At 48.5% G+C, this 23604-nt stretch carries 24 protein-coding genes; 19 read left to right on the top strand and 5 right to left on the bottom strand.

Annotated elements, in window-relative coordinates:
- Positions 1-2: 2 nt before the first annotated feature.
- The 9 genes from argH (at position 3) to BUB81_RS15925 (ending at position 6444) form a co-directional block, all read left to right on the top strand.
- The gene (gene argH / locus BUB81_RS15965; RefSeq protein ID WP_073324328.1) at positions 3-1385 is read left to right on the top strand and encodes an argininosuccinate lyase; all 1383 of its coding nucleotides are present in this window, start codon (positions 3-5) and stop codon (positions 1383-1385) included.
- 6 nt (positions 1386-1391) lie between these two features.
- Positions 1392-2702 (top strand): amino-acid N-acetyltransferase, encoded by a 1311-nt coding sequence (gene argA / locus BUB81_RS15960; protein ID WP_073324327.1) that lies wholly within the window; start codon positions 1392-1394, stop codon positions 2700-2702.
- Between the two features lie 230 nt (positions 2703-2932).
- Complete coding sequence (locus BUB81_RS15955) at positions 2933-3361, top strand: hypothetical protein (RefSeq protein WP_073324326.1); 429 nt, start codon at positions 2933-2935, stop codon at positions 3359-3361.
- 60 nt (positions 3362-3421) lie between these two features.
- Positions 3422-3622, top strand: coding sequence for a hypothetical protein (locus BUB81_RS15950; RefSeq protein WP_139241612.1), 201 nt, complete (start codon positions 3422-3424; stop codon positions 3620-3622).
- Positions 3623-3706: 84 nt separating this feature from the next.
- A complete protein-coding gene (locus tag BUB81_RS15945; protein WP_139241611.1) occupies positions 3707-4105 on the top strand; it encodes a hypothetical protein in 399 nt (132 codons plus the stop codon).
- 217 nt (positions 4106-4322) lie between these two features.
- Positions 4323-4760, top strand: coding sequence for a BLUF domain-containing protein (locus BUB81_RS15940; RefSeq protein ID WP_175555827.1), 438 nt, complete (start codon positions 4323-4325; stop codon positions 4758-4760).
- Positions 4761-5211: 451 nt separating this feature from the next.
- The gene (locus tag BUB81_RS15935) at positions 5212-5457 is read left to right on the top strand and encodes a hypothetical protein (protein ID WP_073324322.1); all 246 of its coding nucleotides are present in this window, start codon (positions 5212-5214) and stop codon (positions 5455-5457) included.
- 3 nt (positions 5458-5460) lie between these two features.
- Positions 5461-5856 carry a hypothetical protein gene (locus tag BUB81_RS15930; protein ID WP_139241609.1) on the top strand — a complete coding sequence of 132 codons (396 nt, stop codon included), beginning with the start codon at positions 5461-5463 and terminating at the stop codon, positions 5854-5856.
- Positions 5857-5982: 126 nt separating this feature from the next.
- The gene (locus BUB81_RS15925) at positions 5983-6444 is read left to right on the top strand and encodes a hypothetical protein (RefSeq protein ID WP_073324320.1); all 462 of its coding nucleotides are present in this window, start codon (positions 5983-5985) and stop codon (positions 6442-6444) included.
- Positions 6445-6507: 63 nt separating this feature from the next.
- On the opposite strand, the gene BUB81_RS15920 is transcribed toward BUB81_RS15925, so the two are convergent.
- Positions 6508-7653, bottom strand: coding sequence for an alpha/beta hydrolase (locus BUB81_RS15920; protein WP_139241608.1), 1146 nt, complete (start codon positions 7651-7653; stop codon positions 6508-6510).
- Between the two features lie 179 nt (positions 7654-7832).
- Between BUB81_RS15920 and BUB81_RS15915 the strand changes: the two genes are divergently transcribed.
- Positions 7833-8696: an alpha/beta hydrolase family protein gene (locus BUB81_RS15915; RefSeq protein WP_073324452.1), complete on the top strand. Its 864-nt coding sequence runs from the start codon at positions 7833-7835 to the stop codon at positions 8694-8696.
- Positions 8697-8726: 30 nt separating this feature from the next.
- Here BUB81_RS15915 and BUB81_RS15910 read toward each other — a convergent pair whose 3' ends face one another.
- The 3 genes from BUB81_RS15910 to BUB81_RS15900 form a co-directional block, all read right to left on the bottom strand.
- Positions 8727-9701: a DUF4382 domain-containing protein gene (locus BUB81_RS15910; protein WP_073324318.1), complete on the bottom strand. Its 975-nt coding sequence runs from the start codon at positions 9699-9701 to the stop codon at positions 8727-8729.
- Between the two features lie 217 nt (positions 9702-9918).
- Entirely contained in the window at positions 9919-11610 is a 1692-nt protein-coding gene (locus tag BUB81_RS15905; protein ID WP_073324317.1) for an NAD-dependent malic enzyme, read from the bottom strand.
- A 46-nt stretch (positions 11611-11656) separates the two neighbouring features.
- Positions 11657-14326 (bottom strand): penicillin-binding protein 1A, encoded by a 2670-nt coding sequence (locus BUB81_RS15900; protein WP_073324316.1) that lies wholly within the window; start codon positions 14324-14326, stop codon positions 11657-11659.
- A gap of 142 nt (positions 14327-14468) precedes the next feature.
- Between BUB81_RS15900 and pilM the strand changes: the two genes are divergently transcribed.
- From pilM to BUB81_RS15855, 9 genes are all read left to right on the top strand, one after another.
- Positions 14469-15536, top strand: a complete 1068-nt coding sequence (gene pilM, locus BUB81_RS15895) for a type IV pilus assembly protein PilM (protein ID WP_084526672.1) — start codon at positions 14469-14471, stop codon at positions 15534-15536.
- A complete protein-coding gene (locus BUB81_RS15890; protein ID WP_073324314.1) occupies positions 15524-16117 on the top strand; it encodes a PilN domain-containing protein in 594 nt (197 codons plus the stop codon). The genes pilM and BUB81_RS15890 overlap by 13 nt, the downstream gene beginning before the upstream one ends.
- A complete protein-coding gene (locus BUB81_RS15885) occupies positions 16114-16722 on the top strand; it encodes a type IV pilus inner membrane component PilO (protein WP_073324313.1) in 609 nt (202 codons plus the stop codon). Before BUB81_RS15890 ends, BUB81_RS15885 begins: the two co-directional genes overlap by 4 nt.
- Complete coding sequence (locus BUB81_RS15880; RefSeq protein WP_073324312.1) at positions 16719-17240, top strand: pilus assembly protein PilP; 522 nt, start codon at positions 16719-16721, stop codon at positions 17238-17240. Before BUB81_RS15885 ends, BUB81_RS15880 begins: the two co-directional genes overlap by 4 nt.
- A 16-nt stretch (positions 17241-17256) precedes the next feature.
- Positions 17257-19032 carry a type IV pilus secretin PilQ gene (locus BUB81_RS15875; RefSeq protein WP_073324311.1) on the top strand — a complete coding sequence of 592 codons (1776 nt, stop codon included), beginning with the start codon at positions 17257-17259 and terminating at the stop codon, positions 19030-19032.
- 289 nt (positions 19033-19321) lie between these two features.
- On the top strand, positions 19322-19837 hold the full coding sequence (gene aroK, locus BUB81_RS15870) for a shikimate kinase AroK (RefSeq protein ID WP_073324310.1): 516 nt from the start codon (positions 19322-19324) through the stop codon (positions 19835-19837).
- 21 nt (positions 19838-19858) lie between these two features.
- A complete protein-coding gene (aroB, locus tag BUB81_RS15865) occupies positions 19859-20938 on the top strand; it encodes a 3-dehydroquinate synthase (protein WP_073324309.1) in 1080 nt (359 codons plus the stop codon).
- Between the two features lie 24 nt (positions 20939-20962).
- Positions 20963-22384, top strand: coding sequence for an SPOR domain-containing protein (locus BUB81_RS15860; RefSeq protein WP_073324308.1), 1422 nt, complete (start codon positions 20963-20965; stop codon positions 22382-22384).
- Between the two features lie 175 nt (positions 22385-22559).
- Positions 22560-23426, top strand: coding sequence for a Dam family site-specific DNA-(adenine-N6)-methyltransferase (locus tag BUB81_RS15855; RefSeq protein WP_073324307.1), 867 nt, complete (start codon positions 22560-22562; stop codon positions 23424-23426).
- On the opposite strand, the gene BUB81_RS15850 is transcribed toward BUB81_RS15855, so the two are convergent.
- On the bottom strand, positions 23413-23604 hold the full coding sequence (locus tag BUB81_RS15850; protein ID WP_073324306.1) for a DUF2970 domain-containing protein: 192 nt from the start codon (positions 23602-23604) through the stop codon (positions 23413-23415). The genes BUB81_RS15855 and BUB81_RS15850 overlap by 14 nt on opposite strands.

Raw genomic sequence — 23604 nt, 5'->3', positions numbered from 1 at the left:
GCATGGCATTGTGGGGAGGCCGGTTCGCTGCCGGCAGTAGTAATATGTTCCGTCAGGTCAATGATTCCTTGCCCTTCGACCAGGCCATGGCCGCGCAGGATATGGAAGGCTCGATCGTGTGGTCTCGTGCACTGGCAAAAGCCGGTGTACTAACCGCAGAAGAACAGCAGCAGTTAGAATCTGCACTCAGCGAACTGAAAGCCCAGGCGGAAGCGGGTGAGATTGACTTTGGTGCCAGTGGCGAAGAAGACATTCACAGCTTTGTCGAAGCCGCATTGATTGAAAAGCTGGGCGATGTGGGGCGTAAGCTGCACACCGGCCGCAGCCGTAATGATCAGGTTGCGACCGATTTCCGTTTGTGGTGCCGCACCCACATTGAATCGCTGAAAACCGACGTGCTTGGGGTTATTCGCAGCTTGCTGAATACCGCGAGCCGCCACCAGCAGGCCATTATTCCTGGCTATACCCACCTGCAGCGTGCGCAGCCTATTCGCTTCCCGCACTGGTGTTTAGCCTATGTGGAAATGTTCAAACGCGACTTAAGTCGTCTTGAAGATTTACACGCGCGCATGAACCAGTGTCCACTGGGCTCAGGCGCACTGGCCGGCACTACCTACCCGGTAGACCGTCATGAAATCGCCAGCCAGCTGGGCTTTACCAGCCCATGCCTGAACAGCCTGGATGCCGTTTCTGACCGCGACTTCGTACTGGAGCTGCTGTTTACTGCCAGCACCAGCATGATGCACCTGTCTCGTCTGGCAGAGGATTTGATCTTCTACAACTCCGGCGAAGCTGGCTTCCTGCAGTTGGGCGACAGCGTGACGTCAGGCTCATCGCTGATGCCGCAGAAGAAAAACCCGGATGCGCTGGAGTTACTGCGTGGTAAATGTGGCCGTGTATTTGGTCACTTGCAGGCTTTGTTAGTCACCATGAAAGGCTTGCCGTTGGCGTATAACAAAGACATGCAGGAAGACAAAGAAGGCGCATTCGACGCGGTTAACCAATGGCATTGCTGCCTGTGTATCGCCAGCGAAGTACTGGACACACTGGCACTGAACGAAGAACGTTGCCGCGTGGCAGCCGCTCAGGGCTACTCAAACGCCACTGAGCTTGCTGACTATCTGGTAGGCAAAGGCATTCCGTTCAGAACCGCGCACGATATTTCCGGACAGATTGTATTACTGGCCATTGAAAACAATGCCGCCATTGAAGAACTGTCGTTAGCACAACTGCAATCTGTGTGTGCTGACATTACCGATGATGTGTACCCGGTTCTGCAGTTGGAATTCGGTGTAGACAAACGCAACATCCTGGGCGGCACCAGTGCCGAAACAGTGACCAAAGCACTGTACCAGGAATTAGAAAATCTGGATAAGTTGGGATAACAACACATGGTGCTATCGCATCACGAAAGTATTGGCCTGTTTCGCAGCTCTGCGCCTTACATTAATGCACACCGGGGTAAAACCTTTGTCATTATGTTTGGCGGAGAGGCGATCGAAGACGACAACTTTGCCAACATCATTCAGGATATCGCCCTGCTTAACAGCCTGGGCGTTCGCCTGGTGCTGGTACATGGTGCTCGCCCGCAAATCGATCAGCGCGTAGCGCTGCGTCAAATTGAAGGGCGCTTCAGCCACGGCGTGCGCATTACCGACAAGCAAACCCTGGAATGCGTGAAAGACGCCGCCGGCTCGGTGCGCTGTCATGTAGAAGCGCTGCTCACCATGGGGCTACCAAACTCTCCTATGCACGGTGCGCAAATTCGCGTGTGTACGGGTAACCTGGTGGTCGCCAAACCGATGGGCGTGCTGGACGGTATCGACTTTGAAAATACCGGCGTTGTACGCCGTATTGATACCACCGGTATTAACGACCACCTGAATGATGGCTCAATTGTACTGCTGTCGCCCATGGGCTATTCATCGACCGGTGAGGTGTTTAACCTGTCTCACGAAGATGTAGCCACTCAGGCAGCCATTGCACTGAAAGCTGACAAGCTGATTGTATTTTCCAACTACTCAGGTATTTTCCGCAAAGACGGTAAATTGGTCCGCACTATCGAGCGCACGCAGCTAGAGCAGTTACACAAAGATCAGGAAATCATGACCGAAGACACGGTGATTCGTGCCCTGGTAACCAGTGTAAAAGCTGGCACACCCCGTGCTCACTGTGTAAGCTACGAAACCGACGGCGCCCTGTTGCAGGAACTGTTCACCCGCGATGGTGCAGGCTCACTGGTAATGGAAAACCATTACGAGCAGATCCGCGAAGCCACCATTGACGACGTAGGCGGCATTCTCAATCTCATCAAGCCATTGGAAGAAAGCGGTGTGCTGGTTAAACGTTCCCGGGAGCGCCTGGAAAACGAAATTCACCAGTTCATTGTAATTGTTCGCGACGGCATGATCATCGCCTGTGCAGCGTTGTACTTGTACCCAGAAGACGGTTCGGCCGAGCTGGCATGTGTTGCTACGCACTCAGAGTATCGCGGTAAAAACCGCGGAGAACGTATTCTGGCAGAAGTGCGGGAAAGAGCCATTGCCGCCGGTATTCACCGCTTGTTTGTATTAACAACAGTAACCGCACACTGGTTCCTGGATCACGGATTCAAGCCAGCTACCGTAGATGCCCTGCCTGCATCGAAAAAAGAGCTGTATAACTTCCAGCGTAACTCAAAAGTATTCACGCTGGAGCTGTAAATTCTTCGGGCAGCCTAACCCCCTGCCCGACACTTTCCAACAAAGAACATCCTGGCATGTCATGTGTAATCACCTAAAACACATCGCTATACAATGACGTGATGCACCACAACCCAACTCTCACCTCACATAAGTGCCTTTCCAAGAAGGAAACATTGAGATAGCCTGAAAATTCAACATCACAAATACACCATGTAGGTGTTTATTCAGTTGTTATGTGGCAAAGGAACATGCAGAGATATAAGGTAAACCTCAAGCTCAAAAATTCTCACGGCGACAGAAACTTTGAATTTCTGGGTACATGGATTGGGTTTGCAGGAATGCTCTTTGTCATCGGTTGCATATCTTTTTATGAATATCCTAAAGTCGCATTAGCTGACACTGTTCCGGTAGTTACTGTCGCTTTTGCATTCTATTGGTTTGCTAGTCAAATTCGTTGGTTAATAATAGTCTTTTGTGTTTTTTCCTTACTCGCTTCATGTCTATTTTTAGCTTATTCAATTTTCTCAAATATCGACTGCGCTCAACTAGTAAACCCACGCCAGCAAGTACATTGCGTACAGGCCAATCTTTATCCAAGGGTAGCTTTTGGTTATGTTCTTAGTTTGTTTTTAGTCAGTTTGTATTACTGTGTAGGTTATTTTAAACGTGCCACATAACAACAAATTATGGTGCCCGCCAAAGCGGGCTGGGACATTATGTGCTTGGAGGGAGTCGGTGTGATAAAAGTATCAAAGGAAAATGAGGGATATTTTGCTCATTACTCACTATTAAATGATGGCGATAGCGTTCACTCTTTAGGTCCGAACTCTGAGTCTGATATTAAGCAACAACTCTATAGCCTAGGTTTTGCTCAAAGAGATATTGAAGAAGCTTTTACCAAGTCCGACAAAACCTATTTTGGAGTTGGTAAGTGCTAATCATCAAAAATGTCGCATATAACTAAAAACACCTTCACCCGTAGGCGGGCTGTTTTTAACCGTTAGCTTATTACCAGGTGCATTTTGAAGACAGAAAAGGAAATCCTTTGCGAATTTGTTGGGCTGGTTTTTCAATCTGAAAATACAGACAGTAAGGATGTGTATTCCAACATAAATCTAATGAAAGGCTCATTAACTTCAGTGCGTATGGCAGCCAACGACGCATTGGAAATTTGTTCATATATGTCAAAGTCAGAACAAGAGCGCTTAAACAGCAAAATGTTAGAAGCAGGCTTACCTTCTCTTTTCTCACTGCAACATAAAGCGTTTAAGGAGTTTTTAAAAATTTCTAACCGTGGCAGCATAAGAAATGAGAAAGAGTTTTACCTTGTAAGCTCATTGTCGGAAAACAGTATTCTAAACAAAGAGCACCAAAACACTGCGTATAGTTTACTGGAAAGTTATGAATTGCCTCGCACCTAGCAAGGCGTTCAATAGAGAAAAATATGCGCAGCGACTTCACCATTTTCGCCATCCAATAAAGACGTATGAATTCCAGCACTATGAACCGCAAAAAGTAAAACACACATGAGATAAAAGATGCTTGGCGCACTCCCCTTCAGGAACTGTTTATTTTTTGTGCGCAATGGTGCATGGGATACTATACTTAAGTCATTTTAGTTTGGGCCTAATAGAACTCATGGCATCAACACACAGTGAAGACCAACTAACTCAACTTATTTATGTCAGTGAACGTAAAAGTGACGTGGATGACGCCGACGTGCAATCGATCCTAGAAACTGCCCGCAAAAACAATGACCAAAGCGGAATAAAAGGCGTACTACTGGTACTTCCCGATTATTTTTTTCAAGTGTTAGAAGGCCCATCGAACAACATAGAAAAACTTATATCACGGGTAAAAAATGACACGAGACACTGCAACATAAGGATCCTTTCAGAAAAGGTCTTATGTGATTACGAGTTTGGTAATTGGTCTATGGTTAATATTGATATCAATGCAGAAAACTCTGACTGTTTCGTTGTGCTCGATAGATTTGCAAAAGCAAAGTGTCCCGCTGACGATCAACTAAAAGGGGTGTTTCTTATTTTCAAAGGTCTTTCTCAACCAATTCACTAATTATTGAACAAATAGGCGAAGCGTACCGTCTGCAAACCCGTTATGTGAATTAACACAAGACGTATTAGTTTTCAGTAAATGCCACACCTTTGAGTGAAATTCGTCGCACATATCCATTGGACTAAAAATCATGCTATGTTTATTCATGCTTGTCTGCAATTCGTTTGGAAGTGGACACACCATGCGTGACTGCTACGGAGAGCGAACCCTGGACGTCGCGATGGTTAGCCAATAACAAGGAGGCCATTATGGGGTCAGTGGTAGAATTTTTAATTTATTTCGGCTTAGCTATTTTTGTCATTTTCGTAGTTGGGATAATCGCCCACAAGAGTCTTACCAATGACAAAAAATAGCGGTTTAATTATGTGAATATAACGCTTTTCAACCTTATTCAGCGGGCGTTACCAGGAGAGCGCAAAGCGCATACTGGAAATTAAAAAAAGGAATTTTAATGAATCAACCCAGCAAAGGATTTCATCCAATCACCAGAGCGTTTGCTTATGTCGGCGCGTTTATCTGCGCTTTCTTCTCACTCACGATATTTATTTCTAGTCTATTTGCATTCACTGACTTCTTTAACTTACTGGCAAACTTTGGCATGACCATTCTCACATCTATGTTGGCGTGGGCGTTTTGGTATGCCGGTAAAGCCGGTAAAAACCCGTTTATCGTCAGGCCTTTTAGCTCACCGGAATAGCGAGTGCAAATGTGGCCGTTTAATGTAGTCCTGAGAACGGTGGTTTCTGTTACTACCATTGTCGCCCTTAGCAGTTTAAATGCATATGCATTTAAGGTCCGCAACTGCGAAGGAGTGGAAGTTGAATACATTAAACAACTGCACCAAAAGAGTGCTTTCATTGAGGATAACGCCTCAGACCGAGTGTTTGGAAAAGAAGCTTTGAGCACTGCGGAAACGTGCCAATTGCAGAGTAAAATAATCTCAGATGGTTTGGGGTTTACATTGTATCGACTCAATAGTGAATCAACGAATTATATATTGTTACACAACGCCTTTGATGGCAGTTCTCAATTATATGGTCCATTTGCTGCGCATCTCGCGTTACAAAGTGGAGCAGCCTCAGAAGTAAAAAATTAACCTGTTTATTAAAGTCAGGCCCAACTGCCCCACTTGTGTCTTAAGCCTCAATCACACTGATCGCTTTTGTCATATCCACCTGATATTGTTCAATAACACACTAAATTCATTCAGGGATGAAGCACTATGTACTTCTGGGACACGGATCGCCTGGCGGCATTATTAGCCAATGAGGAACTCGGTCAAGGCCAAAAAATCAGGTACTACATCGCCTGCTTCTATTTGCAAACGGCCAGCACGGTATTACCCATGTACTTGTTTGGTTTATCGTATTCATTGGATGTGATCACACTCGCGTCATACGTTGCATCGTTGGTGGTATTCCACCTTGGTGCACTCAAAGTTTACAAAGCCTGTGCGCACTACCAGAAGGCCGGCGTACTAGACACGGTGATTGTGCTGAGTCTGCCTGTTTGTATCAAAGTGCATTCCGTATACTGGCTTGTATACGCAGTTGTCGTATACGCCCTTACCGCTGTCGAAGGGAGCTGGTACCTTTGGGTCATTTACAGTTTTAGTGCAATGCCGATTATGGTCTGGTTTCAATTCAATTTTATCAGGAATGCCGTAGTAAGAAACTATGGTTAACTGGCATAGAATTACTACCCCCCGACGCTGTCTTGCCAGTATGTCATACGCCCGTTCAGAGTATCATTCAGTGCCCTGTTTCATATCCAGTAGCCGCTGTAATTCGTCAGAGCCGTTACGTTTAGCCACATCGATTGCTTGGTTTAACGCAGCACCTGCCAATGTTTTATTGCCTGTTTCCTCATAGGCAAGATACAGGCCTTCAAGTGATGCAATGGATTCCGGATATAAGCTCACCGTGTATTTGAAGGTCTCAATGGCATGCTCGATATCAATGTGTTCAGAAAACAGCGCGTGGTAGCCGTAATCCAACAAGCTTTCCTCAGCAACTTTCTGTTTCGCGCCAATCCGACCAGACAAGGACTCAACATACGACTTCATGGCTTCCAGCCCTTTATACACAATGGCTTCTGGGATCCTGTAGCCTTCATAGAGGGCTCGCAGAGCGTGAACGCTGCCCACCAATGGTATAGTGGCATGGCTTTCATTACTCAGATTTTGATAAACCCAACGCAATGACTGAGTGGAATTGGCTTTCAGCACAGCCTTTACGTGATCAACAAATCGAAACTCGTCTGGTATATCCTCAAGCAGATAACTGTTATTGAAATAGAGAAACTGCTTGGGGTGCGTGTCTTTTTGCAGGTACTGCCGCAGGCTATCAACCACCACACCATTGTCCCAATCCAGTGAGCCGTCATTAACCAGATACGCATCAAACGTGGTTGGAGAAGTATACAAGTGGTACATCACGTACAGCCCAGCCGCCGAATGCCCCCAGATAACCTTGTGCCCACCAATGCGATAGTCCGCCTTTAGCGCGCTGAGCAGTTCGTTGTTAATGAAGTTTGAAAAGGCCTCAGCGCCGCCATCACCATGCCAATCTGGCGAGTCTGTAGGCGTAAAATCCCGCAATCGGTTTACTGAAGACAGCGCAACGATCACATGTTCGGGTATATCACCGGCTTCCGCCAAAAACTGAGCGTTATTAGCGACAAGATCGCCATAGTGGTCGCCATCCAGCACTAGTAACAACGGATATTGCCGGGAAAATTGCTCATAGTTTTCAGGTAACGACACACGATAAGCGCGCTGTTCCTTTAGGATCTGTGATTTTATGTGTTGCTGGGGCAGCCAGTCTACTCCGGCAGTGGCCAGCGGTGATAATAAAAAACACAGGCAAAGTAGTAACATTAATCCCTTATTCACACCAACTCCGTTTGGATTGTAGTTAGAAAGATATTGGGGCCTGAACAGATTTTACAAGTACCAGGGGCTGTTGACCTTTGTATCCGCCCAGAGTTCACTGCCCCGATAAAGTAGCACTTCAGGCACTGCTCCGCTATACTGCCAACTGGTTAGACCAGAATCGTATTACTGCATCTCTTATGACAATCCCTAAACCGCTCACGATTACCTGTACAGATGGCGTAAAGTTAGCTGCGACACTATACCCAGCGAAGAAGCTCGCCACCGGGGCAATTATGCTTGCGCCTGCAACGGGTATTGGTCAGCGTTTTTACCAACATTTCGCCAAGTTTTTGAGTGAGCAGGGCTTCGCTGTACTGACCTACGATAACCGGGGCATCGGCGAATCTGACAAACATAAACACATCATGCGCAATGCATCACTGCAGTGTTGGGGCGAGCTGGATATGCCAGCGGTTTTGGATACGTTAAAGTCGTTGTACCCTGATATACCGCTACATTTAATTGGCCACAGTGCTGGCGGGCAGTTAGTTGGCCTCATGCCTAACAGCCACCAGCTTCATAGCTTTGTTACGTTTGGGAGCTCTTCAGGTAGCTTGCGTAACTTCGACTGGCCCTACAAATTCAAAGCCCATTTCTACATGAACTGTTTTATACCGCTTACTAACCTGTTGTTTGGGCAAACTCAATCTCAATGGGTGGGAATGGGAGAGCCATTACCAAAACGCGTGGCTGCTCAATGGCAGAAGTGGTGTAACGGTCAGGGTTATGTGAAAACCGAATTTGGCAAAGGTGTAACCCGGCATTATTACGATGACCTGACTCAGCCTTCGTTGTGGCTGACGGCCACCGACGATGAAATTGCACGTCCTCAGAACGTCGATGAAATGCTGGCTGTTTACAGCCGCATTAAAGCACAGAAGAAGTCTCTCAACCCCACTACGTACGGCCTAAGTCATATTGGCCATATGCGCTTTTTCTCGCGCCAGTGTTTGCCGTTGTGGTCTATCGCCAGTCAGTGGCTGCAAAAACAAACCGCATAAAAAAGTGGGCAGTCCCTTGCCCACTAAGGGTTAAAGTGCCAATACGGTCTCGTTACCTGCAGTAATACTGGTTTCAGTTACCGCCTGGAAGGTAAATCCATCTTCCGCGTTTTCATCTGATTCTGGTTCGTCAACGTCAGCCAAACAACTAAATGCAACCGTGTAGTCACCAGCAGGTAAGTAGCCCGCTACATAGCTGTATGAGTCAGAAGCTTCATCGTAATTCACCGTGGCAATAGCGTAGGGCGACACCTCTTGCGTATCGCTTGGGTTGTCCGCATCATCGCCCAGAACGGCCGCGTCCAGGTTTACATCGCCGTAAATATACACGGCGTTTCCTACATCGCTGTCGGCTTTAACGCTGCAATCCGGATGCGTAATCAAGTCAGAGGAGACGGTACCGCTCAGCGTACCGACATCGCTATTTGCAACCAGGCGCACACCGCGAGGCTTCAGGAAGTAAGTCGTAGTTTGTCCTACCGGGTCGACGACACTTTTACGCAGGTCAAACTCGACAGTGTAAGCCGCCTCAACATTAGGCAACGCAACAAAGCCATCCAGCTTTAGTTCGCCGCTTGGGACAGCAAGATCAAATGTGCCTATGTCAGTAGAAATGTAAGAGTCGTCTGTTACAACCAATCGAAGCTGCGAGTAAGTACCTAGCGGGATTTCTGTAGCAGAAACAATTTCAACAAAGGCATCGCCCTGATATTGCAGCAAGTCGATTGCCATCGGATCGCCATTGCCATCGCGTACATCAAACGTTTGATTGCCTTCTTCGCCAATCAACTCCACCGTATCGAAATACACCACCACTTCATTGGCTTGATCAACAGGGGCGTCAGAAACGGCTAATGAAAACGACGTACTATCAGGCTCGTTACCGGCGTTATTTGGGTTGCTGTCGGAACCCGAGCCCCCGCACGCAGCTAATGTACTGACCACGGCACTAATCAGGACCGCTTGGGTAATGGGTTTTAAATTGAATTGACGTAGAGACATCATAACTACTCCGGAATGCTTTTATTTATCATTACAGAGAAGTTAGTATCAAAGCGTATGCCAACTACAACAAACGTCTAATTTTCAGAACGTTAGGGTGTATTTTAACTGTTACAAGATAAAGGACAGTGTGAAAGTGTTGCAAGATGGCAACAGAAATTACACGGTAGCGGGAAACGAAAAGGGCAACCAGATGTTGCCCTTGAAATCACCTTCGCGGTTAAATGCTGACGCGCTTGTATGGCCGGTATTCGGCCCGCCAGAAATTGCGTTCAATGCTGGCTAGCAGGTGCTCGTCGGTTTGCTCTAACGCCAGACCTTGCTGCATGGCAACTTTGGCAACAGCAAAAGCAATATCCCGACTTAGCTGGGATATTTTACGTAGCGGTGGCAACAACTCACCTTCACCCGTATTGGCTAATGGCGATGCGTCTGCCAGCGCATTACTGGCCGCCATCAGCATTTCATCACTGATCAGGCGGGCTTTAGCGGCAATTACACCAAGGCCAATACCAGGGAAGATATAGCTGTTGTTGCACTGCGCAATCGGATAGGTTTTACCATTGTACTCAACGGGTTTGAACGGGCTGCCTGTGGCGATAATCACTTCACCTTCGGTCCACTCGATGACCTGCTCAGGACGCGCTTCGACCTGACGCGAGGGGTTACTCAACGGGAAGATAATCGGCATATCACTGTTGCGCTTCATGGCGTGAATTACTTGCTCTGTGAACAAGCCTGGCTGACCAGATACGCCAATTAACACGTCGGGCTGGGCACAATTCACCACGTCCAGTAACGACGGGTATTCGCCACTAAATGACCAGTCTTTTACTTCATCAGCGCTGTGCTGTAAGCGTTGCTGGAAGTCGCGTAACCCTTCCTGCCCTTCCATAACCAGACCGTAACGGTCGATCATAAAGATTTTCTTACGCGCTTCCGCGTCAGACAACCCTTCCTGCACCATTTGCTGGATCAGCATCTCTGCAATACCACAACCAGCAGAGCCCGCCCCGACAAACACAATATTCATCGCAGACAGTTTGGCTTTGCGCATTCTGCATGCGGCCAGAATAGTTCCCAACGTCACTGCCGCTGTACCCTGAATATCGTCGTTAAAACAACATACGCGGTCGCGATAACGCTTCAGAAGTGGCATGGCATTAGGCTGAGCGAAGTCTTCGAACTGGATCATGGCTTCCGGCCAGCGCTTACTTACCGCGCGCATGAACATATCAAGGAACTCGTCGTACTCTTCCTGACTGATACGCGGATGACGCGCGCCCATGTACATAGGGTCGTTCAGCAGCTTTTCGTTGTTGGTACCCACGTCAAGCATTACCGGCAGCGTGTAAGCAGGAGAAATCCCGCCACACGCGGTGTATAGCGAAAGCTTACCGATAGGAATACCCATACCGCCAATTCCCTGGTCGCCAAGACCAAGAATACGTTCACCGTCGGTTACCACAATGACCTTTACTTTGCGCTTAGTCGCATTGCGGACGATATCATCGATTTGATGGCGCTCTTCCCAGCTGATGAACAAGCCGCGCGAGCTGCGATAAATATCAGAAAACTGCTCACAGGCGTCCCCCACCGTTGGGGTATAGATGATAGGCATCATCTCTTCAATGTGACGCTGAATAAGACGGTAGAATAGAGTTTCGTTGGTATCCTGAATGGCACGCAAGTAAATGTGTTTATTCAGCGGCTCGTCAAACGAGCTGTATTGCATGTAAGCACGTTCGACTTGTTCTTCGATGGTTTCGTAACGGGGCGGTAATAAACCGGTAAGGTTAAAGGCGGTTCGTTCGCGCGCAGTGAACGCACTGCCTTTGTTCAGCAGCGGGGTCTCCAGTAGCGAGGGCCCCGCATGAGGGATATACAGATAGCGCTTATCGTCATCAGACATTGTAGTTAACCATTTATTTTTTTAGCATTGTCGTTTGGCGCAAACGTTAGAAAATTTCCTCTACGTCTACACTTTCTTCATCCTGCTGAGCCGGATCGTCGATGTCATCTTCAAGCACATAAACGGTTGGCTCAGTGCCCCGCAGGAAATATTCGAATAGTGTGGTATGGTCAGTGCGCCGGGTCAACTTTCCACTGGTACGATCAATGCGTACGCGCACAATGTCATCAGGTACTGGCATGGGCGCTTCAGGCTCTCCATCCAGGGCAACCTGCATAAATCGTATCCAGGCAGGTTGTGCCGCATTGGCACCACTTTCTGCCCCAACCAGCGCATTACCTATCCAGCCGAAGCGCTCCGGATTGCGGGCGGCAAGGGGGCGGTTATACGCTGCACGCCCCAACTGGCGGCTCATATCATCAAAACCAACCCAGGCAGTTGCCACCAGATTACGGTTGAAACCACTGAACCAGGCATCTCGTGAATCATTGGTTGTACCGGTTTTACCGGCTAAGTCTTCGCGCCCAAGGATATTGCTGGCTCGCCAACCGGTGCCTTGCCAACCGGTTTTTTTACTGTAGCTACCATTGTAGCGCACAGCGGTTCGCATCATTTCGGCAACCAGGAAGGCATTTTGCGAAGAGATCACCTGAGGAGCAGGAATCACCTCCTCCTCTTCGCCCTGCGGTGCCATTTGCTGATTTAACTCAGCAGCCAGCAAGGCTTCAATATCAATATCCTCTTCGTTGACCGGGGTGGTTGTCTCAGTGTCTTTGTTGCACTCACCGCAGGCAACAACCGGATTGTGCTTCCACAATACTTCGCCAAATTCGTTCGACACACGGTCAATAAAATAGGGTTCAATTAAATAACCGCCGTTAGCTATCACTGCCATGCCACGCACTATTTCAAGCGGAGTATGTGAGCTTGAACCTAATGACACGGTTTCGTCGCGGTGAATATCAGCGCGGTCGAGACCAAATCGGGTCAGGTGCTCTATGGTGTTGTCGAGCCCGACGCCTCGCAGCAACCTTACTGACACAACGTTTTTCGATTTACCCAGTGCAACGCGCATTCGAATTGGGCCATCGTATTCCGCTGGCGAGTTTTGTGGTCGCCATGCGACGCCTGTAGCTTGATCCCATTCGTTGATAGGCGCATCATTAATAACGCTGGCTACGGTATAACCGTGCTCCAATGCACCAGAATAGACAAAGGGTTTAATGTTCGAACCCACCTGACGTTTGGCCTGGGTGGCGCGGTTGAACTGACTCTGATAGAAACTGTATCCGCCCACAATGGCTTGCACCGCGCCATTTTTTGGATCCAATGCTACAAACGCGCCTGCCACATCCGGCAATTGCGCGAGTCGCCATTGTCCGTCCATTTCACGGATATACACAACGTCGCCTGGTGACACTATGTCGCTGGCAGTTTTGGGTGGCTCGCCCTGACGACTGTCACTGATGTAAGGTCTGGCCCAATCCATCCCTTCCCACTCAATGGCTCGTTCAATGCCAGTCACATCACGAGTAACAAAACGCTGCTCTTCGACTGCAGTAACCGCTACCGGGAACACAAACCCATACGCACCCGCGTTGTCCAGCGCCATCATTACCTGTTCTTCGGTGATATCACAGGGCCAGTCCGCATACATCGCCGGTGTATCACAGAGTGTTACTGATGAATCGGTTAGTTCGGTAGTAGCATTGCCTGATGCAGATTTACCGTCTTCCTCAGGCCATAACCTGGCTACCGGTCCGCGATAACCGTGACGCTCATCATAGTCATGCAGGTTTTGCTTCACCGCGCGCTGAGCCGCTTGCTGCATGTGTGAATCTGCCGTCGCATACACCTGGTAGCCACCGGTTTCGGCCTCTTCTTTGCCGTATAGCTCAACCATTTCGTTGTAAATAAGGTCAGCTAAATACGGGGCATCCAGTTCAATTTCGGCGCCGTGTTTTTTAGCGGTTACCGGTGAATTTAACGCCTCGTCGAATTGCTGGCGGGTGATGTACCCCTCATCCAGCATACGCAGTAATACAATTCTGCGACGTTCCAGGGAACGGTCCGGGCGACTGATTGGATTTAACACAGACGGCGCTTGCGGTAACCCGGCCAGCGTTGCAATTTGGGCCAGATTGAGTTCGTTCAGCTTTTTGCCGTAATACACTTGTGCTGCCGCACCAAACCCGAACGAACGGTGACCCAGCTCAATTTTATTCAGATAGAGTTCAAAAATTTCGTCTTTGGAGAGCTCTGCTTCCATGTGCAAAGCAATGAACACTTCTTTGATTTTACGGATGTAGGTTTTTTCGCGGGTCAGGAAGAATCCGCGCGCTAACTGCTGCGTAAGCGTACTGGCCCCCTGACTTTTCTCACCGGTGATTACCAGGTTAATGAAAGCCCGGGTGATGCCGATAGGATCAATACCAAAGTGGTCATAAAAACGGTTGTCTTCAGTGGCCAATATGGCTTTTTTCAGTAAATCTGGCGTTTCGTCCAGTGTTACCGGAATCCGTCTTTTGACACCGTATTGGGATATCAGTTTACCGTCGTGGGTGTAGATACGCATAGGCGTCTGCAACCGCACGTCCTTCAGGATAGCAACGCTGGGCAGATCAGGTTTGATATAGAAATAGATACCCGTTAGTACAATGCTTCCGAGCAATCCGGCAATAATGCCAAGTTTTAATAAGGTTTTAATGTACTTCACGATACGATATTTCAGGGCTTTTTTGCCAAAATGACTTATATTTTATACCTAAGTGTATTTATTAGAACCATTTAATAGAAAAAAATTAAGTAACATCATATGGTAGAAATTTACGCAGGCACGCAAAGGCACGGTTTATATGTTGAAATCGCTGTTTAAAAAGAAGCAACCACCCATTGTCGGTCTCGACATCGGGACGCGTTGTATAAAAGCAGTGGTGCTGGAAGGCAGTGAGGGTGATTACACCTTAACGGCTTTTGCTTGCGAACCCATTATTAAAGACGCGTTTAAAGAACGCGAAATCACAGACATGGAAGCGGTCAGTCTGGCATTGCGCAAAGTGCGTAAAGCGATGAAGAGCAAACTGAAGCCCGCGGCCATTGCTGTTGCTGGTGCGTCAGTGATCAGTAAAGTGGTCCATATGGAGCCAGACCAAACTGACTTTGAACTGGAAGGCCAAATTGAAGTCGAGGCCGACAGCCTTATTCCCTACCCCCTTGAAGAAGTCTACCTGGATTTTGAAGAGCTTGGCATGAGTGAAACCCATGCTGGCAAAGTAAATGTGCTGCTAACCGCTGCCCATAAAGACGTAGTCATGCTGCGCTCTACCTTGGTCCGCGAGCAGGGGTTTGAACCGCTAGTGGTCGATGTAGAAGGGTATGCACTGGGCAACGCCATTGACCACTTCTACCCGAACAAAGGGGAAGATGAGCGCGTTTGCTGTATCAATATCGGCGCCTCATTGTTGCAAATGTGTGTGTGGCAATCTGGTGAAGTGATGTACAGCAAGGAGCATAACTTTGGGGTCGACATGCTGATTCAGGACCTGGCACTGATCCACATGCAGGACCGCAAAGACACCGAAGAACAATTGATTACCCAGCAACTCCCGGCAAATTGGGAAACAGATACGCTGCCGGTGTTCGCCGCTAACTTACAGCAGCAAATTAACCGCGCGTTGCAGATGTACATGAGTACCGTGCACGCCGACCGCCCGGATCGTATTTTAATATGTGGTGCGGGTGCTGTTATGCCAGCACTGGTTGACACACTGCAACAAGACCTGGGTATTGATGTCGACATTTTTAACCCGTTTACGCAAATCAAACTGGGTGACAAAGTCAACGAAGAGCAGGTTAATCAACTGGCGCCTATGATGGTCATTGCAGCCGGGCTTGCTAGCAGAGGGTTTTCGTCGTGGCACATGTAAACCTCTTGCCCTGGCGTGAACAGCGCCGTCAGAAACAGAAGCAACAGTTTTTAGTGACACTGGCGCTAGTCGCCGTGTTCTGCGGCCTGATTTTTTGGTTAATTGGCCAGTTCATTGAAACGCAAATCAGTAACCAGAATACCCGTAATCAGTATCTGCAAACCGAAATTACAGCACTGGAAAGCCAAATTGCAGAAATTAAGCGCATCAAAGACAGTAAAGCTGCTATCGAACAGCGTATGGCCCTGATTGAACAACTGCAAAGCAGCAGAAACATCACGCCCAACATTCTGGATGAACTTGCCCGATTAGTCCCACCCGGTGTGAGCTTTAAATCGATGATCCGCAAAGGCGCGCAAATTGAAGTTCGCGGCACCAGCGAGTCGAACAACCGTCTGGCTGAGTTTATGCGACAGCTGGAAAAGTCCAAAGTCTTCACTGCCGGTGATTTGTCTTCCATTGTGGCCGACACCAGCGCCAGTGACGCTGTCAGTGAATTCACGCTGACCTTTTCAATTAGCCAGGTACTTGCCAACGCCCAGCGCGAGGCAGAGCAGAAAGCGAAGGGAGGCAAAAAATGAAGTTTGACGTGTCTCGCCTGAAAGAAATGAACGATCTGGATTTTGAACAGGTTGCGGTATGGCCTTTTGAAATCAAAGTTGTAGTGTCGCTGTTTGTTGCCGTTGTAATTTGTGGCATCAGTTACTTTGCCATTGTCAGCCCTAAATTACCTTTGCTCGACGCCGCGGAAAAAAAGGAAGCCGAGCTTAAACTGCAATTTGAGGCCAAGTATCGACTGGCAGTTAACTTAACCGCGTACAAACAACAATTGGCTAAAATCGAGGAAGACTTCTCCTCCATGCTCAAGTCGTTGCCAACACGTAACGAAACACCCGGCTTACTGGATGATATTACATACGTAGGTACCAGCGCCGGACTCACTTTCCGGTTAATTAACTGGGAAAATGAAATCCCTAAAGAGTTTTATACTGAGCTGCCGATAAAAATCGAAGTCAGCGGTGGTTACCACAATATTGGGGAGTTTGTCTCAAAGGTAGCCGGCCTGCCGCGCATTGTTACGATGCACGATTTTGAGTTAAAGGCTGAACAGGAAGGCCTGAAGCTAAGTCTATTGGCGAAAACCTATCGGGCAGCGAATACCAAGAACGAAGGGGACAAGAAATGACACCCTTACGCGTATTGGTAACACTGGCTTTGTTAGGCTTAACAGCGGGTTGCGCTCCGCAAATGGATGATTTAGTTGCTTACACCAATCAGGTAAAGCAAACTACACAGTCTCGCATTGAGCCCTACCCGGAATTTACGCAGCAACCGGCATTTGTGTACAGCGCTTCTGAATTCAGAAGTCCGTTCATGCGACCCCAGCGCGATCAGGCGCCTGTTGTAACCCAGGTCAAAGCGAACTGCACGCAACCCGATTTGACCCGGGCAAAAGAGCCTTTGGAGTCTTATGGCATTGATGCGCTGCAATTGACCGGTAGTTTCCGCTCTAATGGCGCTGACTGGGTATTGTTTAAGACCAATGACGGTAATTTGTACCAGGCTAAAGCCGGGAATCGAATTGGATTGTTTTTTGGCAAGATTATTAATGTAAAAAACAACAGCGTGATCATTGAAGAGTTAGTGCCTGATGGCACCGGATGCTGGCAGCGCAAAGAAACAACGCTCGCGATGGGTTCGTGAGCAGGAGAAGAACAAGATGTCTAAGCGATATATCTTTAACGAAAGACTCAACAAGCGTAGCAGACGCCGCTCCTGGTTTGTGGGATTAGCGGTAACATTGTTGCTGGCGAATGTCGTTGCCTCTGAGTTAAATGCGCAGGAATCTCCGCAATTACTGAACCCAAACGCCGCTGAACAAACCGTATTTCAGTCTACCCTGAAGGATATTGCTTTCACTCGCAGTGCCAATCAAAGCGCTGTGACCACCTTCACATTTTCAAACAGCAAAGGCCAGCCACAGCTCATTGAAGCAAAAGGTAAGTTAGTACTTACCCTTCCTAAAACTGAACTGGGTAAAGACCAACTGGTAGAGTTAGATGTCACCGAATTTGGCACACCTGTTACCACCATTGAAACGTTTCAGGAAAAAGAGTCCTCTCGCGTGGTGTTTAACTACGAAGGAAAAGTAGTTGCCAACACAGAGCAGGACGGAAAAACACTGCGCGTCTCTATTTCGCCAATGAGCGAAGAGCAGGTAGCAAATCTTGAACGCAGTCAGTACGAAGGTGAGCCCATTTCACTGGATTTTCAGGATGTGCCGGTCCGTCAGGTATTGCAAATTATCGCCAAGGTAAATGGCTTTAACCTGGTCACCACCGATACGGTAAGTGGCAATGTGACCATTAGCTTAACAGGCGTGCCGTGGGATCAGGCGCTGGATATGATTCTGAAGATCAAAGGCCTGGACAAGCGCCGCGAAGGCAATATTTTGCTGATTGCGCCTAGCGAAGAACTATCGCAAAGGGAAACTCAAAAGCTGCAAAGCGACCAGCAGGTAGCACAACTGGCGCCATTATCCTCTGCCAGCATTACCGTTAATTACGCTAAGGCCGCTGAACTGGCGAATATCCTCAAAGCCAACGAAGGCAGCGGCGGCATTCTTACCGAGCGCGGTACGGTAACGGTTGATGAGCGTACTAACACCCTGCTCGTGCGCGATACCATTGAGTCAATTGATGAAGCGCGCAAAGTGATTGCTTCACTGGATATTCCGGTTAAACAGGTGTTGATTGAGTCGCGCATGGTGACAGTACGCGACAATGTAGGCGAAGACTTCGGTGTACGTTGGGGCTTCTCCGATCGCCAGGACGACAACGGCGTGTCGGGCTCACTTGAAGGTGCTGAAACGATTTCTGGCGGTGTAGTGCCGGATTTAGGTGACCGCCTGAACGTAAATCTGCCGGTTACCAGTGCAGCCGGTGCGATTGGCTTTCAAATAGCCAGCCTGGCAGACGGTACAATTCTGGACCTGGAATTATCAGCGCTGGAAACCGAAAACAAAGGTGAGATCATCGCCAGCCCGCGCATCACCGTTGCAAACCAACAGGAAGCTTATATTGAACAGGGTACTGAAATCCCCTATTCACAGGCCACTTCAAGCGGTGCGACATCGGTAGAATTCAAAAAGGCGGTATTAAGCCTGAAAGTAACCCCGCACATTACCCCCGACAATCGTATTATTCTCGATTTGGTAGTCACTCAGGATACGCGTGGCGAAACCGTTGCGACTGCAACCGGTGATGCCGTAGCGATTGATACGCAGGAAATCAAAACCCAGGTGCTGGTCGAAAATGGCGAAACCATTGTATTGGGTGGTATTTTCCAGCAAGTGAACAGCAACGATGTCAGCAAGGTGCCCTTGTTTGGTGATTTACCTGTCGTTGGCGCGCTATTCAGAAACAGTTCAACGGTGTATCAGAAACGCGAACTGCTCATTTTCGTTACGCCCAAAATTGTAACGGAAGACTTTTGATCGCGAACAGGCCGGGCAAAACGCCTGTTCAAACAACCTGACAAGCCGTACATACCTGCCATTTCAGGTCGCTACGGCTTTGATTTCCCCGATATATTCAAAACATCTGCCCCAATGTTGCAACAAAACTTGCATAGAGGTCTGAGAAACTGAGATAATCCCGCCCTCGAAATTTTTACGAGGTTTTATGTATGTGCTTATTAGCGACAAAATAAGCACGTGTGAATGGGTGGTTGAGGAACTCAGGCAACGCTGCCCTTAACATTGATAAGTTGTGAAATAAGCAAATATGGCTGAAAAACGTAATATCTTTTTGGTTGGTCCAATGGGCGCAGGTAAAAGTACCATTGGTCGTCACTTAGCAGATGAACTACATCTGGAATTCTACGATTCTGATCAGGAGATTGAACGTCGCACTGGCGCTGATATTACCTGGATTTTCGATTTAGAAGGCGAAGAAGGTTTCCGTAAGCGCGAAGAGAACGTCATTAACGACCTTACCGATAAGCAAGGTATTGTGTTGGCTACCGGTGGTGGCTCGATCATGACGAAAGCGGTGCGTAACCGTTTATCAGCTCGCGGTATCGTAGTGTATTTACAAACAACTATCGACAAGCAGGTCGCAAGAACACAACGCGATAAGCGTCGTCCATTGTTACAAAAGGACGATCCAGAGCAAGTATTAAGAGATCTTGCTGAAAAGCGTAATCCACTTTACGAAGAAGTCGCTGATTACGTAGTCGATACCGATGATCAGTCTGCACGCGCAGTCGCAAATCAAATCATCAGCAAAATTGGATTATAAATTTCTTTAGGAGCTACTTCGATGTCAATCTTAACTGTAGAACTTGACGATCGTAGCTACCCCATCCAAATAGAAGCCGGCTTATTAAATCAAGCCGGCTTTTTTGTGCCTTATATTAAAGGACCGCGGGCAGTTATCGTCACCAACGAAACCATTGCACCGCTGTATTTGGAGAAGGTAATTGCAGCCTGTGGCGATAAAAACGTCGACGTTGTCACGTTGCCCGACGGCGAACAATACAAAACACTGGAACAATATGAAGTGGTCATGACCCGCCTGCTAGAAATGAATGCAGCGCGAGACACCACACTCATTGCGCTTGGTGGCGGTGTTATTGGCGACCTGTGTGGCTTTGTGGCTGCTACCTACCAGCGCGGCGTGCCATTTATTCAGGTGCCCACCACATTGCTCTCTCAGGTAGATTCTTCTGTGGGCGGCAAAACTGCCGTTAACCACCCTCTGGGCAAGAACATGATTGGTGCCTTCTACCAACCTATTCTTGTCGCTATCGACATCGATACATTGAGCACCCTGCCTGCACGTGAATTCTCGGCTGGCATGGCAGAAGTCATTAAGTACGGCATTATCTATGACAGCGCCTTTTTTGAATGGCTGGAAGCCAACCAACAAGGCCTGAAGGATCTGCAGCAAGCTGAGCTTGCCCATGCAATCTTCCGCTGCTGCCAAATCAAAGCTGAAGTAGTTGCACAAGACGAGCGTGAAGGCGGTATTCGTGCGCTGCTCAACTTAGGGCACACATTTGGTCATGCCATCGAGGCCGAGCAAGGCTATGGTAACTGGCTGCACGGCGAGGCAGTTGCGGCTGGTATTATCCTTGCTTGTAAGACAGCAGAGAAGCTGGATTGGCTAACACCGTCAGAAACCCGTCGTGTGGCGGAGCTGCAACAGGCATTTGCATTGCCCGTTGAAGGCCCGGATACCATGACATACAGCGATTACATGCGTCACATGGCCCGCGACAAAAAGGTCGAAGCCGGACACATTCGCTTTGTCATCCCACAAGGCATCGGTCATGCGGTGGTTACCAAAGAAGTCAGTGAAGCCATACTCACTGAACTACTGAGCCAACCTGCTGGTTAATAACGGGCTTTAAAGGGTGAATCCGTGTCGTCTGAACTGCATGACAGACTTGAATATCTGGTCAATTATTCGTCTCAGCTAATTTTTGTTAGCGGAGACTCTATTGCAGAGCAGCAACGCACGCTGGAGTCGTTTGTATTTCAGCAGGCCGACAATACCGAGCTGGCATTCATAACCGCGAATGACGACATGCAGGTCACCGATTACCGTCGGGATGTGTGTCGTCAGTTACTCGGTCAGGTCATTGGCAGCTATGTGCGCCCGCTCAACGAACTATTAGCTGACCTGAATCACCACAACGGCCCGGTCCTGATCACCATTACCAATGCGCAGTTCCTGCCAAACCAATTCCTGCAAGAGCTGTGGGAGTTGGTTCTGCAAAGCCGCTTTGCCAACAACAAGCAACACCTGAACGTGCTGCTGTTTGGTGAGTCAGAATGGGCAGAGCAAGCCAAACAATGGCTGCCGGCTAAAAATACCGACACCCCCTTACTTATCAGCAGTCAGTCTGTGACTCGCGACAACTACGGTAGCGACGTAGACAAACTGCTGGCTCAGCGCCGCGCAGCCTTTGACCGCTACCGCCAGGCCAAAGGTCAGGCACATATTGCAACCCGGCCCAACAGACTGCGCTCCCCCTGGTTGTGGCTGGCAGTGGTACTGGTGTTCCTGTCCAGCTTTGTTGCGTTACTGGGCTGGCAATACGGCGCAACGTTAAGCACGTTGTTTAACCCTATTGAACAAACCACACAATCCGTCGCTGAGGAAGTGCAAGCCAACAACACTGAAGACAGTACGCCCACGCAAACAATCAGTGTGCCTAAACAGACTGACACGGTGATTGAAGAGCCGGTGCAGCAGCCCTCTGAGAATGCCCGCGTGGTAACCAGCTTTACTGACGCACTAAAAACTATACCAGAGCCGGAGGTGCGCACTTCTGAGTCAGGGGAAGCCACTCAGCAGTCAATTGCGATACCAACTGCAAGTTCTGTTGAAACGACTGTCGCTGAAACAGCAACCGAACAGCCTGCTATAGCTGGAGAAACTGAATCTGAGTCCGCAAATAACGTTGGGCAAGCAAGCGAAAGTCAGGGAGTTGCTACTGAGCTGAATTCCGAGCAACCCGCTATTGCACCAGCGACAGTCGACGCAACCACACTCATGACCGAGGCAGACCCCGCCGCCTACTACATTCAAATTGCAGGCATGAAAGACCTACCGCTTGCTAAAGACTTCCTGCGGGACCACAACCTTACCGACAAGGTTACCATGTACAAAACTGCACGTTACGGCGGCGATTGGTACGTTCTGCTGTGGCATACAAGTGCAGCCACCCTTCTCGATGCCAGAGCAATGGTGTCGTCTTTGCCGCCGTTCCCAGGCAAAGACGCTGTTTTTGTAAAATCCGGCCGTCAAATCCAAGGCGAACTGAACCCGGCACGCTAATATTTTACCGATTCTGGAAATTGCTGGTTGTCGGGATCCGCTGTGGTCGCTACAATCAGGGTTTCTCTGGGTTGAACATGTTTTACAGCTTCATTTTCTGAATGTGCGCTGTCATGGCTATGCTTTCCACGAAGACAAATAACCAATAAATAGTCAGTGAGTAGTTACCAACATAATGGCAGTCAATAAAAACCGGGCATTCCTCAAGTGGGCAGGAGGCAAATACAGCCTGGTAGAAAAGATAAACGCGCAATTGCCAGTTGCGAACAAACTCATTGAACCCTTCGTCGGTGCAGGGTCTGTTTTTCTGAATTCAGACTACCCGCATTACGTCCTCAACGATATCAATCCAGACCTGATCAGCTTGTACAATCTGTTGAAGCAGCAGCCCGATGTACTCATTAATGATTTAAAAGCGTTCTTTACACCAGAGCACAATGAAGAAGCCACGTATTACGCCCTGCGGGAAGAGTTTAATCAGACCACTGACGAGCATTATCGCGCGCTGTTATTCGTTTACTTGAATCGCCATGGCTACAATGGCTTATGCCGTTATAGCCTGAGCGGACGCTTTAATGTGCCATTCGGCCGTTACAAACGCCCCTACTTCCCCGAGCGTGAAATGTATGTGTTCGCGGAAAAGTCCCAACACGCGAAATTTACCTGCCTTCCTTTCGAAAAAGTCTTCCAACGCGCCCGTAAAGGCAGTGTTATTTACTGTGATCCACCTTATGCACCAATAAGCAAAACCGCATTGTTTACCAGTTATGCAGCCAAGCAGTTTAGTCTTGCATGCCAAAACAAGCTTGCAACACTGGCAAAACGAGCTGCTTATAAAAGAGGGATCCCCGTACTCATATCGAACCACGATCTACCACTGACACGCCAGCTATACAACGGCGCCCATATCTCGACCTTAAATGTAAAACGGTCAATCAGTCAGAAGGGCCACAAACGTAAACCAGTCAGTGAACTACTGGCGTTTTTCGACGATACGCCGGTTATGCCAATTACCGACGAGCACAACGCTAAGGCAGTATAAACTGCACTAACGCTATCAGAGACAAGACAAACAGAACGACAAATACAACACCAACCGTGATGTACACTTTTACGTCGGGTTGAGAGAAGTCTTTTTGGTAGTTTTTATGGCTTTGCACGCCAAAGGCGCTCGCCAACACGCTTTGAATCACTTGCAGTAAACCGGGTTTACTGGCCAT

This window comes from Marisediminitalea aggregata (assembly GCF_900129565.1).
Lineage (GTDB): Bacteria > Pseudomonadota > Gammaproteobacteria > Enterobacterales > Alteromonadaceae > Alteromonas > Alteromonas aggregata.
Note: the sequence above shows the minus strand (reverse complement) of the source record. Positions and strands in the feature narration are given on the sequence as shown.

What these genes read in the sequence shown, in the direction of transcription:
- argH (WP_073324328.1), top strand. Translation starts at nt 3, where the DNA reads ATGGCATTGTGGGGAGGCCGGTTCGCTGCCGGCAGTAGTAATATGTTC.
- BUB81_RS15935 (WP_073324322.1), top strand. Translation starts at nt 5,212, where the DNA reads ATGAATCAACCCAGCAAAGGATTTCATCCAATCACCAGAGCGTTTGCT.
- BUB81_RS15955 (WP_073324326.1), top strand. Translation starts at nt 2,933, where the DNA reads ATGCAGAGATATAAGGTAAACCTCAAGCTCAAAAATTCTCACGGCGAC.
- BUB81_RS15850 (WP_073324306.1), bottom strand. Translation starts at nt 23,604, where the DNA reads ATGGCCAGTAAACCCGGTTTACTGCAAGTGATTCAAAGCGTGTTGGCG.
- BUB81_RS15880 (WP_073324312.1), top strand. Translation starts at nt 16,719, where the DNA reads ATGACACCCTTACGCGTATTGGTAACACTGGCTTTGTTAGGCTTAACA.
- aroB (WP_073324309.1), top strand. Translation starts at nt 19,859, where the DNA reads ATGTCAATCTTAACTGTAGAACTTGACGATCGTAGCTACCCCATCCAA.
- BUB81_RS15910 (WP_073324318.1), bottom strand. Translation starts at nt 9,701, where the DNA reads ATGATGTCTCTACGTCAATTCAATTTAAAACCCATTACCCAAGCGGTC.
- BUB81_RS15915 (WP_073324452.1), top strand. Translation starts at nt 7,833, where the DNA reads ATGACAATCCCTAAACCGCTCACGATTACCTGTACAGATGGCGTAAAG.
- aroK (WP_073324310.1), top strand. Translation starts at nt 19,322, where the DNA reads ATGGCTGAAAAACGTAATATCTTTTTGGTTGGTCCAATGGGCGCAGGT.
- BUB81_RS15875 (WP_073324311.1), top strand. Translation starts at nt 17,257, where the DNA reads ATGTCTAAGCGATATATCTTTAACGAAAGACTCAACAAGCGTAGCAGA.
- argA (WP_073324327.1), top strand. Translation starts at nt 1,392, where the DNA reads ATGGTGCTATCGCATCACGAAAGTATTGGCCTGTTTCGCAGCTCTGCG.
- BUB81_RS15940 (WP_175555827.1), top strand. Translation starts at nt 4,323, where the DNA reads ATGGCATCAACACACAGTGAAGACCAACTAACTCAACTTATTTATGTC.
- BUB81_RS15925 (WP_073324320.1), top strand. Translation starts at nt 5,983, where the DNA reads ATGTACTTCTGGGACACGGATCGCCTGGCGGCATTATTAGCCAATGAG.
- BUB81_RS15905 (WP_073324317.1), bottom strand. Translation starts at nt 11,610, where the DNA reads ATGTCTGATGACGATAAGCGCTATCTGTATATCCCTCATGCGGGGCCC.
- BUB81_RS15855 (WP_073324307.1), top strand. Translation starts at nt 22,560, where the DNA reads ATGGCAGTCAATAAAAACCGGGCATTCCTCAAGTGGGCAGGAGGCAAA.
- BUB81_RS15885 (WP_073324313.1), top strand. Translation starts at nt 16,114, where the DNA reads ATGAAGTTTGACGTGTCTCGCCTGAAAGAAATGAACGATCTGGATTTT.